The following is a 14,082-nucleotide window of genomic DNA, read 5'->3' as shown; positions in this document are numbered from 1 at the left end:
CGACGCGACGCAATGGCGCGGTGGAACAAGGGGTTGGAATGGGCCTGACCCAACTTTGTCACGGGATATCCGGCAACGCCGCTGGCACCACGACGGCCGCTCATTACACTCCCGCCAGCAATGACTCCTCCAGATGAGATAGGACCGGGCGTGCGCGAAGCCGACGTCGCACTGCGGCCTGGACAGGTCGTGGGTCGCTACCGGATCGAAGCGGTCCTCGGCGGAGGCGCGGTAGGCCTGACCTATCGCGCCCGCGACATGCGGCTGGGGCGCGAGGTGACGGTCAAGGAGTTCCTGCCGCCGGCCCTCGCGCGGCGCGAGGCGAACGGGACTGTTGCGCCGCGCACCGGCAAGGCGGCCGATGAGCTCGCCCGCGGCCGGCGACACTTCCTGAACGAAGGCCGGATACTGGCTGCCCTGCAGCTCGCCCCGTGCGTCGTGCGCGTGCTCGATTGCATCGAGGCCAACGAGACGGCCTATATCGTCATGGAGCATGTCCAGGGCGTCACGCTCGAGCATCGGCTGAGAGAAGGCGATCGCCTGACCCAAGCCGATCTCGACCGCATGCTCTGGCCCTTGCTCGAGAGCCTGGAGCGGGTGCACGCGCGCGGCGTGTTTCACGGCGACATCACGCCTGCGACCATCGTCCTCGATGCAGTCGGCAAGCCGACGCTGATCGATTTCGGCGCCGCCCGCACCCCCGCCACGTCGGTTTTCACCCCGGCCTATGCCGCGCCCGAGCAGATAAGCGGCGGCCGGCAAGGGCCATGGACCGACATCTACGGCCTCGCCGCCACGCTCTACCATGCCGTGCTCGGCCACCAGCCGCCGGGCGCCCGCGACCGGCTGCCGGAGGACAGCTGCCACCCGCTCGCCGTGCTCAAGCCGGCGGGCTTCCCCCCCGCGATGCTGGAAGGCATCGACAAGGGCCTCGCGCTGCGCGTCGCCGACCGGCCGCAGTCGATTGCGCAGTGGCGATCGATCCTTTGGCGCACCGGAAAGTTCGGCGGATCGAATGCGGCGGCCCAACCGGAGGCGGCGGCGTGGCCGACCTCGACCGGCCAGCCGGAAGCGCCGTCCGTCGCAGCCTTTCGCTCGCCGCGTCCGCGGCCTTCGAACGAGACGGCCGGCGGCGGCCCAGCATCCGAAACGGCATCGCCGCGCGGCCGTCTGCAGTGGCTTGGCGTTGCCGCCGCGTCGGTGCTGGCACTGGGTGGCCTCACCTACTTCCTCTTCGCCATTCCCTCGGCAGGGCCGACCGAAGCGGTCGCGCCCGCCGCTCCCAGCGCCGCCGCCCTGGAACGACAGCGTGCCGAGCAGGCCGCGCAGCAGCGGGCTGCCGCCGAGGCCGAAGCCCGGCGGGAGGCAGAGGCGGAGCGTCAGCGTATCGAAGCCGAGAAGGCGGCCCTTCGCCGGGAGATGGAAGCGGAATTTCGCAAGAAGCAGGAAGCGGCGGCCGAAGCCCGGCGCAAGGCCGAGGCCGCCGATCCCAAGCTCGCCCAGGCGGCGGAGGCTGCTCTCAAGCTCACGCCGCGCGACCGGCAGCATCTGCAGGCCGCCTTGGGCGGCCTCGGCTTCGATACGCGCGGGGTGGACGGTGTTTTCGGGCCACGCACGCGCCAGATGATCGCCGCTTGGCAGAAGCATCGCAACGACGCGCCGACCGGCTTTCTCACCGCCGTTCAGAAGGCGGCGCTGCTCAAGGACGGCGCCGCCGCCGTCGCTGCTTTCGACGACAAGCAGAAGAAAGCGGCGGAGACGGCGAAGGAGGACAATCCGTTCGACGGGCAGTATGTGGGCACCGCGGCCATCTCGACGGGCGACCATCCCGTCTCGGTGCGCATCGCCGCCGGCAAAGGGTCCGGCCGGTGGAAGGTCGATGGATGCGGCACGGCCAGCTTCACCCTGTCGATCGCTCCCGACGGCGCGGCGGCGCTCGACGTCAATGGCTACACTCTGCAATGCGAGCCGTTGAACCACCACTACGACGGCCAGATGGCCAGTAACACGATCCAGTTCATCTTCAACAGCAGCGGAGACCCGACCGGCAGCCTGACGCTCACCCGGCAGGAATAGCGGCGCGCTCCCTTGCCGGCGCCGTTCGGTCACCACCTAGCCTTAGGTTTGTCACCGAGGGGTTGCTGGAAGCCCGGGATCGGCTTCGTACACTCGCGTCGTCATGGCGCTTTCCGACGAGGCTTCGATTCCGGGGGACAGCCCGTCCGGCGATCAGGGACAATCGCGACCTGAGCGCGAGGTGGCGCGCGCTTCGGTCGAGGCCGAGCCTGCCGCGCTGCCGGCTGGCGCGACCGTCGGACGCTACGAGATCGTGGCACTGCTGCGTCACGAGGCACTTGGCCCGACCTACCGCGGTCGCGACAGCGTGCTCGGGCGGGACGTCCTGGTCAGAGAGTTCTTGCCGGCGACGCTGGCGGTACGGTCCGACGATATGGCCATGATGCCGCGCACCCCCGAGCTCGCCGCGGAGCTCGAAGGCGCCCGCGAGCGCTTCGTCGAGGAAGCACGCAGCCTTTCAACGCTGCAGCGTGCGCCCTTCCTGACGCGGGTGGTGGACCTCGTCGAAGCGAACGGCACCTTCTACGTCGTCCTCGACCTCGTGGCCGGCATCTCGCTCGACGATCGTTTGCACGGCGGCAAGTCACTGCGACCAGACGAGGTCGACCGCCTGATGCGGGCGCTGCTTGAGGCACTGCAGCAGCTCCACGATACCAATCTCCTGCACGGCGACATCACGCCGGCGAACGTCATGCTCGATATGTCGGGCCGGCCAACGCTCGTCAACGTCGCCGGTACACGAGCGGCAATGGCCGTGGCGACGCGGCCATCCCGTGCTCGGTCGCGCTCCGCCTATGCCGCGCCGGAGCGGCCCGGCAGCGATACGTCGGGACCATGGACCGACATCTACAGTCTCGCCGCCACGTTCCACTGCGCCATCGTCGGACGTCCGCCGCCCGATGCAGTCGAAAGGCTGCGCTGGGACAGCTACCGGCGGCTCGCCACGTTCGCCTTGCCGGACTTCCCGCCCGCCCTGCTGGCCGGGATAGACAGGGGGCTCGAGCTCGCTCCAGGCGACCGCCCGCAGTCGGTCGCGGCATGGCAGGCAATGCTCTGGCCGGCAGGAGTGCGTGCGCTTGCGGCCACGGCGCCCTCGCAAGTGGAGGCGCTCTATCGTGAAGCGCGTCGCCTGGCACCAGGCCGCGGGGCCCGTTTCTGGATCACAGCCTTGGCGGCGGTCGTCGTCGGGGTTGCGGTCGCCGGCGGCGTCCACCTGCTCGGCGGGACGAAGCTTCTCGTCGAAGCCTTCTCCCCACCGCCGAAGCCACACCGGCCCGCCGGACTCGACCAAAGCGCCAAGCTCGCGCTCGAGCGCGCCGAGGCGCAGGCGCGCCAGGCGGCGGTCGAGGAGATCAGGCGCAAGCGCCAGGCCGACAAGATTGCCCTCGCGTCGGTCGAGGACGAAATGCGCCAACAGGAGGAACTGCGCAAGAAGGAGCAGGCCGACGCTGCCGCCGCCGCGCTGCGCCGCCGACGGCAGGAAGAGCAGGCCATTCTGAAGAAGCTCGAGGCCGAAGCCGAGGCCGAGCGCCAGGCCGACGCAGCGGCGGCCGCCAAGCAAAAGGCCGAGGCGGATATCGAAGCAAAGCGGCAGGCCGAAGCGGAGGCCAGGCGCCAGGTGGCGACGCTCGATCTGAAGGCCGCGGAAGCGGCGGAGGCGGCGCTCCGCCTGTCGCGGCTCGAGCGGCAGCACGTGCAAGTCGCGCTCAATGCGCTCGGCTTCGACGTCGGCAGCTTCGACGGCTCCATGGGCGGCCGAACACGCCAGGCGATCGCCGATTGGCAACGCATCCGCAGACAGCCGCCCACCGGCTTTCTGACGGCGGCACAGATCGACACCATCCTCAAGAACGCGCCGCCCCAAGCCATCGCCCAGTTCGACGCCCTGCAGGATCCGCAGCGCGCCGAGGCCGACGAAGCGGCGCTGGCTCTTTCGCTGCTCGACCGCCGTCATGTGCAGGTGGCACTCGCCTCGCTGGGATTCGATGCCGGCGACATCGACGGCATCTTCGGGCCGCGCACGCGCCAGATGATCGCAGTCTGGCAGGCGAGCCATGGGGAGGCGCCGACCGGCTTCGTCACGGCGACACAGGTCGAGGCGCTCTTCAAGAACGCCTCGGGCGCAATCGGCGCCTATGACGATACGCTCGAACCCACGCGCGCCGAAGCACGCGAAGCAGCCCTGAACCTGTCGCCGGCCGATCGCCGCCGCTTGCAGGCGGCGCTGACCGCGCAGGGCTTCGACACATGGGGTACCGACGGTCGCTTCGGTCCGCGCACCCGGCAGATGATTGCGGCGTGGCAAAAGGCGCAGAAACGACCCGCGAGTGGCTTCCTGACGGATCCGGAAGTGCCGATGCTCCTCGGCAGCGCGGCCACAGCAAAGTCGGATGACAATCAGGACACCGTCGTCACGCCGACACGCGGCGCTCCTACGATCGACGCCACACCCTGAAGGGACACGACTGCGTCAAAGCGACGCCGGATGAATCCTTCTGCGACGAGGCCGATCACGCATGACAGGCGACCCGCCACACCAAGAACACCGCCGATGCGGTCATCGCGATGATAAACGAATCGATCATGACCTTCGCGCCGTATGAATGGCAGGCGACGCCAGCCCACGATTGGAGCCACGCGGCAAGCGATGCGGCCGTCCCGGAACGCAAAGTCGGCATCGGCTGGTTGGACCTGGGGCTGGTCTGCGTGTTCCTGATCGGCCTGTACACGCACTATACGATCATGATCTCGGCCAGCGTGCCGTTCCCGTCCATGCCGGCGGGCGTGGCCGGCCTGATCCTGCTGTGGCGGCGGCGCCATCAGATCACCGAGAAGGCCTTCGTCGGCTATCTCGTCATCCTGTTCCTCTATGTCGTGTCGATCCTCGTCGCGCCCGACCTCGCCTTTCTGCCGCGACGGCTGAACGGCCTCATCCAGCTCACCTACTCGATCACCATCGGCTATGCCCTGTTCCTCACCCTGGTGCAGGCCCGCCGCAGCCAGGTGGCGGGCCTGTTCCTGACGATCTCCGTGATCATCCTGATCGGCTGCCTGCTCGAGGACTATACCGGCCTGCGCGAGGTCAGCGACCGGGTGCGCGCGGTGATCTACCAGCGCGGCGTCTACGAGAACGACCTGCGCGACATGCTGCTCTACAACCGCATCCGGCCCAAGTTCTTCGCCTCCGAGCCGGCCAGCGTCACCTTCTGCTTCTCGATCTTCACCTTCGTCTGGTTCGTCGTCAGCCGCTGGCGCTGGAAGCTCTTCCTCTATGTCGCGATGGTCGGCCTCGGTATCTTCGCCATGCCGGGTCCCACCTTGCTGCTCATGCTGGTGATGGTCCTGCCTTACATGATGTTCCTGGCCAGCCGCCGCAACGGCCGCCTGGACTTTGCAAGGCTCTTCAGGGTGGCCGCAGTCGCGCTCGTCTTCCTCGGCGCCTCTGTCGTACTGGGCCAGTCGATCTTCTCCGCGCGCCTGAAGGAGATCTCGAACGGCAACGACCCCAGCTTCTTCTACCGCGTGCAGGGACCGGCGCTCGCGGGGCTGGGGATCATGAAGGAGTTTCCCATCACCGGCGCGGGGCTGACCGGGGAACCCTTCGTCGAGGACCGCGTGATCAACATCTACGCTCAATCGCCGGCCTACTCGACGGCCTGGCAGATCGTCTCCCCGGCGACCGAGCTGCTGATCAACTATTTCTGGCTGCACTGGATCTATCTCGGCCTGTTCTTCGGCGGCATTATCGTCGTGGCCGTTACCGGCTGGCTCTACGCGCTCGGCGTGCCGAGTGCCGCCTTCTGCTGGATGGTGTGGTCGATCCTCGGCCAGGCGGCGGGCGCCTATGTCGGGCCGGCCTGCTGGGCCGTGCTGTTCATGGCCGGCGCCGCCGCCGTCCTGCATCAGCGTGTGGAGGCGGAGAAGGTCCGGCTTCAGCCGGCGCCGACTCTCGACACGCTCCAGGCTCGGCTGGAAGTGCTGCGCCCGCGAACCACCACCGACGACGCGCGGCTGCTGACGCACGAAGACTAGATGTTTAGTCCCGGCATTTTGCTGGAGCGGATACGGTCTTCTGGTTGATGCCGTAGCGGCTGGCCAAGGTCCTCAGGCTCGCTTGACTATTCTGTATTGCTCGACGGATTGCCTCTGCCGTTGTGGCGTCTAGGCTATCCGCCCGCGTGGTCGTTGCCACCGTGCGCGGCGATGAACATGGCGACGGCCGACCGGCAATAGGATTCGATTTCGATGTCGTCCTCTGCTCTCGCCTGATCGAAGCGCGCGATCATCAGGAGATCGGCTCCTTTGAAAAGCGCGGCAAACAAGCGGGCGGACCGGAGAGGATCGGGCACGTTCAGAAGCGCCTTCGCGTGCAACTGACGCAACAGGGCCTCGATTTGGGCGATGACATGGGCGGGGCCGGCTTCGTAGTGGAGCTTGCTTAACGAGTTTTGATTCGTCTTATCGGCCATGACCATGGCTTCGACACTGCGGACATCCGAGCGCAACAGCGTGCGAAGCAGGGATGTTCCCACCGCCATGAGCTGATCTTCGACCGAGCCGTCGACACCTTCAAGAAGGGCCTGTGGTGCAAACAACCGATGGCAGCCGGCCGCGATAGCCGCGCTGAACAGCGCCTCCTTGTTCTCGAAGTGCCGATAGATGCTGAGCTTCGATATCTTCGCCCGCTGGGCGACCTTGTCCAATGTCGTCGCCTGAAAGCCCAATTCCACAAAGAGTTCGCTCGCGGCGTCGACGATCGTTTGGCCAAGCGCCTCGTTGGCGGGCCGGCCGCGCCGGCCCTGTCTTTTTTTGTTCACGACAATTCTAGTCCTTGACAGTATCCTAATTCTTGCATTACGATACTACGTAGTATCTAAAATATGCAAGCCATTGGGTAGGTTTCAACCCGTCCTCCAACGGAGCCCATCACCATGGATGACGTCATTATCATCGGCGGCAGCTTTGCCGGTCTCGCCGGCGCCCTGCAGCTCGGCCGTGCCCGCCGCAAGGTCACCGTTCTCGATACCGGCCTGCCGCGCAACCGCTTCGCCGGCCACTCGCATGGTCTGCTCGGCCACGATCACAAGCCACCGCTGGACATCCTGGCCGAGGCGCGGCAGCAGCTGGCGCGCTATCCCACGATCAGGCTGGTCAATGCCCGGGCCGACAGCGTCTCCGGCGCCATCGACGATTTTTCCGTCCTCACTGCCGATGGCGAAAGCCTTGGGGCGCGCCGCCTGATCCTGAGCTATGGCGTCGTCGACCAGATGCCTGATGTTCCGGGCTTTGCCCAAGGCTGGGGCACGTCCATCGTGCCCTGCCCCTATTGCGACGGCTTTGAAGTCGCCGGCCAGCATTGGGGCCTCGTCTGGTCCGGCCCGCAGTCGCGCAATTATGTCAGGCTGTACCACGATTGGACCGACAGGTTGACGGTCTTCGCCGATGGTCATGACATTCCGCCCGATATCCGGGCCGATCTGGCGCGCCGCAAGATACCTGTCGTCGAGGGCCGGATCACCGGAATCGCCCATCACGGGGGCCATAAGGCCACCGTCCAGCTCGATACCGGCTCCAAGGTTTCGGTCGACATCCTGTTCTCCCATCCGCGCAACAAGCCATCCGCAAGCCTGCATGAATCACTTGGCCTCGCCACGGTCGATAGGCCCGACGGCATCGTCCTCAAGGTCGACGAGCGCCGCGAAACCAGCATGCCGGGCATCTACGCCGCCGGCGACCTCGCCAACCCCCTCATGCCCTCGGTCACCACAGCATCATCGCACGGCGCGATGGCGGGTATCTTCGCCCAGCAGTCGATGCTGGTTTGAGAGCAAAGATTGGAGGATGAGCATGGCCGTCGAATCAGACAGCGCGGGTGTGCGCTTCCCTCCGCCCTTCGTCTATCTGGGAGCGCTGCTGTTGGGGCTGGCGGCGGAGCGGTTCGTCACCCTGCGCTCTTTCGGCATCGACTGGCGGTTGCTGGTCGCGACGGGCGCGCTGCTGTTCGTTGCCGGCGCGGCGATGATGCTTGCGGCGGCGGGGCTGTTTCGGCGGCTGGGCACCAACATTCCGCCGTCGCAGCCAACGACCCTCATCGCAACGACCGGTCCCTATCGGTGGACCCGCAACCCCATGTATCTCGGCATGGCGCTTGTCTATGCCGGCCTTGCGATCGGCTTTGACGGGCCGATCGCCTTCGCCTTGCTCCCGTTGGTGCTGATCGCGATCCAGACGCAGGTGATCGCCCGCGAGGAGCGCTATCTCGAAGCGAAGTTCGGCGACGACTACCGCCGCTACAAGGCCGAGGTTCGCCGCTGGCTCTGACTATTCCGCCGCTGCCGCCTGCGGGGCCTTCTGATAAACCAGCACCGGCTTCCTTGCCGCGAGCGTCTCGTCGAGCCGTCGCGGCGGCATCGCCCTCAAGGTCGACGAGCGCCGCAAAACCAGCCGCCCGGCATCCACGCCGCCGGCGACCTCGCCAACCCCCTCATGCCCTCGGTCACCACAGCATCATCGCACGGCGCGATGGCGGGAAAAGCGGGTGTGGATCTTGATCGGATCGCCAAAGCGCTCCGGCAGATCGCGCCATGGGAGGCCCGCTCGGTATCGGTAGAGCACGGCTTCCACGAACAGCCGGTTGTTCCTGGCCGTGACCCCGACATGGCCCTCGCGCCTCGGCAGCATGTCCTTGATCCGATCCCATTGATCGTCCCGCAATCCATAACGACGCACCGGTCAGCTCGCTTGTTGGCTGATAAGTTGCACGAGCCGTGCACGCGCGCGCCACATCAATGACACGGACGGCGCCGCATCGGATGTCGGTCGTCCGACGTTAGTCGTCGTCACGTCGGTCCGGCCCCAAGGGTTCGGTCCGTGTCATTCAGGTCCGAATCGACAACAGCGGGAGATTGAACCGGGGATCTGAAGAGGACCCAGAGGATGGCGCGTGCGCTGGACTACCGGCAAGGCATTGCCCAGGCGGAGTGGTTCGAGACAAGGGCCGGTTCCACCGGCACTGCGCAGGCGCAAGGCATCGGCTGGTTGGACCTGGGGCTGGTCTGCGTGTTCCTGATCGGCCTGTACACGCACTACACGATCATGATCTCGGCCAGCGTGCCGTTCCCGTCCATGCCGGCGGGCGTGGCCGGCCTGATCCTGCTGTGGCGGCGGCGCCATCAGATCACCGAGAAGGCCTTCGTCGGCTATCTCGTCATCCTGTTCCTCTATGTCGTGTCGATCCTCGTCGCGCCCGACCTCGCCTTTCTGCCGCGACGGCTGAACGGCCTCATCCAGCTCACCTACTCGATCACCATCGGCTATGCCCTGTTCCTCACCCTGGTGCAGGCCCGCCGCAGCCAGGTGGCGGGCCTGTTCCTGACGATCTCCGTGATCATCCTGATCGGCTGCCTGCTCGAGGACTATACCGGCTTGCGCGAGGTCAGCGACCGGGTGCGCGCGGTGATCTACCAGCGCGGCGTCTACGAGAACGACCTGCGCGACATGCTGCTCTACAACCGCATCCGGCCCAAGTTCTTCGCCTCCGAGCCGGCCAGCGTCACCTTCTGCTTCTCGATCTTCACCTTCGTCTGGTTCGTCGTCAGCCGCTGGCGCTGGAAGCTCTTCCTCTATGTCGCGATGGTCGGCCTCGGTATCTTCGCCATGCCGGGTCCCACCTTGCTGCTCATGCTGGTGATGGTCCTGCCTTACATGATGTTCCTGGCCAGCCGCCGCAACGGCCGCCTGGACTTTGCAAGGCTCTTCAGGGTGGCCGCAGTCGCGCTCGTCTTCCTCGGCGCCTCTGTCGTACTGGGCCAGTCGATCTTCTCCGCGCGCCTGAAGGAGATCTCGAACGGCAACGACCCCAGCTTCTTCTACCGCGTGCAGGGACCGGCGATCGCCGGACGGGAGATTCTACGCGATTTTCCGATCGCGGGTGCCGGCCTGACCGGCGAGCCCTATATCGAGCAGCGCGTCGTCAACATCTACGTGCAGTCTCCCGCCTATTCGACAGGGTGGCAGATCGTCTCGCCGGCGACCGAGCTGCTGATCAACTACTTCTGGCTGCACTGGATCTATCTCGGCCTGTTCTTCGGCGTCATCGTCGGCGCGGCGCTCACCTATTGGCTGTTCACGCTCGGCGTGCCGAGTGCCGCCTTCTGCTGGCTGGTGTGGTCGATCCTCGGCCAGGCGGCGGGCGCCTATGTCGGCCCGACCTGCTGGGCCGTGCTGTTCATGGCCGCCGCGGCCGCCATCCTGTACGAACGTGCCGCGGAGCCTGCGCGGCGTCCGCACGAGGCGCGCTTTGCCGGCGTCGGCGACCGGCTGGCCCGCATCGGATCGCTGCCAGGCGATTCGCCCCAGCGCCGCGCGCCGTCGTGGCGCTCGGCCATCGACCGATCGTGATCCGGACAGCCATCCGGCCGCCTGCGGAAAGCTCAGCTTTGTCACTGCCGGCCTTGCCGCGGCCACTTATGGTCATGTGCAATGGTCGCCCTCCGTGCCGACACATCGCCCGGCTCTTCCCGGACAGCGGCAAGCGAGCCGGCCGGCCGCAGGCGGCATCTAAGCGATGCCGCCTTCGTGACGCTGTGGCCGGGCGAGACTATCGGCCGCTACGAGATCATGTCCCTTCTCGGTTGCGGCGCGTTGGGTCCCACCTATTGCGCGCGTGACCGTACGCTGGGCCGTGACGTCGTCATCAAGGAATTCCTGCCGTGGATGCTGGCGCTCAGGCCGGACGGCATCAACGTGGTCGCAGAGCCTTCGTCGGCGGCAGCGGATCTCGACTGGATGCGCACGCGCTTCGTCGAGGAAGGCGCGAGGCTTCGCGACCTGCCGCCTGTCCCGTTCGTCGCGCGCGCGATCGATCTGCTGGATGCCAATGGCACCTCCTGCATCGTCTTCAACGTCGTGCCCGGCATCAGCCTCCAGCAGCGCGTGCGCACCGGCGGCATAATGCGCCCGGCAACCGTCGAGCGCCTGCTGAGCTCACTCGTCGAGGCGCTGTCCCATCTGCACGGCGAAGGCCTGCTCCATGGCGACATCCGGCCCGCCAACGTGATGGTCGATCTGATCGGCCGGCCCACCTTGATAGATTTCGGCAATGCGCGTGCTGCGATGGCGCAGCGGCTGCCCGGCCTGGCGCCGCCGCCTCCGTCGGGCTACGCAGCGCCCGAGCTGTTGCGCGGCGAGCCGGCGAGCGCCGCCACGGACATCTATGCGCTGGCCGCCACCATCCACTACGCCATCACCGGCCGCGCGCCGCCCGATGCCGCCCGGCGGCTGCAGTCCGATCGATACGAACCGCTGGCCGTCGCGGCACCGGCGGGTTTCGCCCGCGAGATGCTCGCCGGCATCGACCGGGCGCTCACGCTCCATCCCGGCGACCGGCCGCAATCGATCCGGGTCTTGCGCGCGCTCCTGCGATCGAGGGCGGGCGCACGATCCGGCCTGGCGAGCAAGTCGCGCTTCAGCCGGCTCTGGACGGCCGCCGCTGCGGCGGTCACGCCACGACGATAGTCATCGGCGCAGCACGCTTCTCCGATTGGTCACTGGCCAACGCAGCGATGGAAGATCACCTTGCACGCGCTGCCCGACACACACCCCAACCTTGTGCCGACAGCGGCGCCGGCGACATACTGATCTGTCGCCGGCGCCATCGCCCTTCCCCTCACCCAAGCGGTTGTCCGCCGCCCGACAGCCGTCAGGCGGCGACGAATGTCTCCGACACGAGCGTAATCAGGTTCTTCTCGCTGAACGGCTTGCTGACATAGGGCGCCGCCGGGAAGCGATCCGAGATGAACTCGCGCTCGTGACCGGTGACGACAACGAACGGAACATGCCTCTCCTCGAGGAGCGAAGCGATCTGCGTCGACTCTTCCCACTGCAGGCTGACATCGAGAAGCGCGCCGTCGAGCGGTCGGCTGCGGATCAGCGCACACGCCATTTGCGAGGTAGCGACCGGCCCCACGACCTCTGCTCCCTCGTCCTGAACAAGTCGGCTGAGTTGCTCGGCGATGAGGAAATTGTCCTCGACGATCAGCACCCGCACGCCGGCCAGTTTCTTCCCTCCACCCATGCAAACGACGATGCGCGCCCGCCTGGCCGGCCGCAATGCGGAGGTCGCCCTATTGCTCGTAGGCTTTCGAGTTATGCACAACCACCCCCGCGATTTGCATGTGAATTGCATATGCCCGCCCGTTCGCCGGTCGTGGCGATTCGGCCAAAGGCATTCGTGGATCGTCCATCAAACGGCCATGAAGCGGCGGCGTGATGCGCCCATGATGCTTTGACGGTACAGACATCAGGAGGTGGCCCGTGATTCCAAGATCGGTGCTACACCCCACCATCGACCAGTTGGCCTGTGCAGGCGTGGCCTGCGCCTGTTTCCTGCTGGTCGGGCTGTTCGTCTGGCTGATCGTCGAGAAGCTGATCGGCACGCCGTGACGTCGACTTTCACGCGGCAGCGCAGTTCCGGGCTTCAGCCGCCGCCGGTGATTTCGGCCACGACCCGCGCGAAGGCGGCGGGATCGGCGAAGACGCGCGGCACCTTGTTCTGACCGCCCAGCCTGCCGCGCGCCCTCATCCAGCGCGCGAAGCCGCCGGCCGGCACGGCCCGCAGCTCCGGCGGTCCCATGCCGAAGTCGCCGCAGCGATGGTCGGCATAGTCGCGGTTGAGGACGGCGAGCGTGCGGTCGATCGTCTGCCCGAAGCGATCGCACTCGGACTCGGCCATCGGCCGCGAGAACTCGACCAGGTAGAGATGGTGGCCGCTGCGGCCGGATCCGACCGGATAGAGGGGACCCACGGTGAACTCCACCACGCCGACGTTCACCTCGCCCGCCGCCGAAGCGACGGCCTTGTCGATCTCCTCGCCGATCAGGTGCTCGCCGAAGGCGGAAAGCCCATAGGACGTGCGGCCCGTCACGGCCAGTCGCGGCGGACGGAGGCTTACGAAGCGCACCGTATCGCCCAGGATGTACGACCAGAGGCCCGCACACGTCGTGAGCACCAGCGCATAGTTGAGACCGGTCTCGGCGGTGCGCAGCCAATGCCGCGTCGGCATCGGGCGGGAAAGTTCCTCCACCGGTACGAACTCGAAGAACAGACCGTTGTCGACGAGCAGCCTCAGCCCGTCGCGCGGACCGGCATCGGCCAGCGCAACGAAGCCTTCACTCGCCGGATAGACCTCGCGCGTCTCGGCGTGACCGCCTTCCATCAGCTCGTCGAAGCGCTGCCGGTAAGGCGTGAAGGAAACGCCGCCATGCGCGATCATCTCCAGCCCGGGATACCAGTCGACGAGGCGTTCGCTGCCCGGCCGCAACGCATGCAGCCGGTCGAAGAAGGGCAGCAGCCAGCTCGGCGTGCCGGAGAGGCTGTGGATCGCCATGTCGAGCGATTCCTCGGCAAGTCGCCGCGTCTTCTCTCCCCAATCCGTAATCGCGCCGGACTCCCCCGAAGGAAAGAAATAGGGTTTCGCCCACCACGGCACACCGCCTGCCGCGATCCCGCTCAGATCGCCCGCCATCACGCCGGGCGCCACCTGCTCGAGGGCTGTGCTGCCGCCCAGCATGAAATTGCGGCCGGCGAGCACGCGGCTTTGCGGCCGGTTGGCGACGTGATGAACCAGGAGGTCGATGGCGGCGTGCCGATTCGCCGCCATCATCTCTTTCGAGACGGGGATGTGCTTGGTGACGCCGCTGCTTGTGCCCGAGGTGTTGGCAAAGCACGGCATGCGCCCGCGCCAGGTCAGATCCTTCAGCACCGGATAGCGGCTGCCCCAATATTCCCGCCAGAAATCCTCGTAGCGTCTGAGCGGCACGGCACTTTGATAGTCGGCGACGGTGCGGACCTTCGCCAGCACATGATCGCGGTGGAAGCGCGTCGTCGCGGCGCGGCCCAGCAGCCCGCGCAGCACCTTCTCCTGCTCGGCGACCGGATCCTGCCGGGCAAGCACCGCCCGTCGCCAACGCGCATAGACCCGCAGAAGGGGCGTGCCGTCGAGCATTG

General features: G+C 66.8%; 11 protein-coding genes and 2 pseudogenes. 9 read left to right on the top strand and 4 right to left on the bottom strand.

Annotated features, from left to right (window positions below):
- Nucleotides 1-150 precede the first annotated feature (150 nt).
- The 3 genes from OJF58_RS17910 to OJF58_RS17900 all read left to right on the top strand — a co-directional run bounded on the left by OJF58_RS17910 (nucleotide 151) and on the right by OJF58_RS17900 (nucleotide 6,108).
- Nucleotides 151-2,076 (top strand): serine/threonine-protein kinase, encoded by a 1,926-nt coding sequence (locus tag OJF58_RS17910; RefSeq protein WP_300779071.1) that lies wholly within the window; start codon nucleotides 151-153, stop codon nucleotides 2,074-2,076.
- Nucleotides 2,077-2,257: 181 nt separating this feature from the next.
- The gene (locus OJF58_RS17905; protein WP_300779070.1) at nucleotides 2,258-4,531 is read left to right on the top strand and encodes a peptidoglycan-binding protein; all 2,274 of its coding nucleotides are present in this window, start codon (nucleotides 2,258-2,260) and stop codon (nucleotides 4,529-4,531) included.
- A 128-nt stretch (nucleotides 4,532-4,659) separates the two neighbouring features.
- Nucleotides 4,660-6,108, top strand: a complete 1,449-nt coding sequence (locus OJF58_RS17900) for a hypothetical protein (RefSeq protein WP_300779069.1) — start codon at nucleotides 4,660-4,662, stop codon at nucleotides 6,106-6,108.
- A gap of 134 nt (nucleotides 6,109-6,242) precedes the next feature.
- Here OJF58_RS17900 and OJF58_RS17895 read toward each other — a convergent pair whose 3' ends face one another.
- Nucleotides 6,243-6,893, bottom strand: a complete 651-nt coding sequence (locus OJF58_RS17895; RefSeq protein WP_300779068.1) for a TetR/AcrR family transcriptional regulator — start codon at nucleotides 6,891-6,893, stop codon at nucleotides 6,243-6,245.
- Between the two features lie 114 nt (nucleotides 6,894-7,007).
- Here OJF58_RS17895 and OJF58_RS17890 point away from each other — a divergent pair, with 114 nt between their 5' ends.
- The 3 genes and pseudogenes from OJF58_RS17890 to OJF58_RS17880 form a co-directional block, all read left to right on the top strand.
- The gene (locus OJF58_RS17890; RefSeq protein ID WP_300779067.1) at nucleotides 7,008-7,901 is read left to right on the top strand and encodes an NAD(P)/FAD-dependent oxidoreductase; all 894 of its coding nucleotides are present in this window, start codon (nucleotides 7,008-7,010) and stop codon (nucleotides 7,899-7,901) included.
- 22 nt (nucleotides 7,902-7,923) lie between these two features.
- Nucleotides 7,924-8,397, top strand: coding sequence for an isoprenylcysteine carboxylmethyltransferase family protein (locus tag OJF58_RS17885; protein WP_300779066.1), 474 nt, complete (start codon nucleotides 7,924-7,926; stop codon nucleotides 8,395-8,397).
- Nucleotides 8,398-8,482: 85 nt separating this feature from the next.
- Nucleotides 8,483-8,607: pseudogene (locus tag OJF58_RS17880) on the top strand (NAD(P)/FAD-dependent oxidoreductase); the annotation flags it as partial.
- A 24-nt stretch (nucleotides 8,608-8,631) separates the two neighbouring features.
- Here OJF58_RS17880 and OJF58_RS17875 read toward each other — a convergent pair.
- A pseudogene (locus tag OJF58_RS17875) lies at nucleotides 8,632-8,805 on the bottom strand (transposase); the annotation flags it as partial.
- Between the two features lie 207 nt (nucleotides 8,806-9,012).
- Between OJF58_RS17875 and OJF58_RS17870 the strand changes: the two are divergent.
- Both OJF58_RS17870 and OJF58_RS17865 read left to right on the top strand, forming a co-directional pair.
- Nucleotides 9,013-10,476 carry a hypothetical protein gene (locus tag OJF58_RS17870; protein ID WP_300779065.1) on the top strand — a complete coding sequence of 488 codons (1,464 nt, stop codon included), beginning with the start codon at nucleotides 9,013-9,015 and terminating at the stop codon, nucleotides 10,474-10,476.
- 177 nt (nucleotides 10,477-10,653) lie between these two features.
- A complete protein-coding gene (locus tag OJF58_RS17865) occupies nucleotides 10,654-11,592 on the top strand; it encodes a serine/threonine-protein kinase (protein WP_300779064.1) in 939 nt (312 codons plus the stop codon).
- Between the two features lie 184 nt (nucleotides 11,593-11,776).
- On the opposite strand, the gene OJF58_RS17860 is transcribed toward OJF58_RS17865, so the two are convergent.
- A complete protein-coding gene (locus tag OJF58_RS17860) occupies nucleotides 11,777-12,187 on the bottom strand; it encodes a response regulator (RefSeq protein WP_300779063.1) in 411 nt (136 codons plus the stop codon).
- Nucleotides 12,188-12,390: 203 nt separating this feature from the next.
- Here OJF58_RS17860 and OJF58_RS17855 point away from each other — a divergent pair, with 203 nt between their 5' ends.
- On the top strand, nucleotides 12,391-12,519 hold the full coding sequence (locus OJF58_RS17855) for a hypothetical protein (RefSeq protein WP_300779062.1): 129 nt from the start codon (nucleotides 12,391-12,393) through the stop codon (nucleotides 12,517-12,519).
- 34 nt (nucleotides 12,520-12,553) lie between these two features.
- Here OJF58_RS17855 and OJF58_RS17850 read toward each other — a convergent pair whose 3' ends face one another.
- Entirely contained in the window at nucleotides 12,554-14,080 is a 1,527-nt protein-coding gene (locus tag OJF58_RS17850; protein WP_300779061.1) for a GH3 auxin-responsive promoter family protein, read from the bottom strand.
- Between the last annotated feature and the right edge of the window lie 2 nt (nucleotides 14,081-14,082).

This window comes from Enhydrobacter sp. (assembly GCF_030246845.1).
GTDB lineage: Bacteria > Pseudomonadota > Alphaproteobacteria > Reyranellales > Reyranellaceae > Reyranella.
Note: the sequence above shows the minus strand (reverse complement) of the source record. Positions and strands in the feature narration are given on the sequence as shown.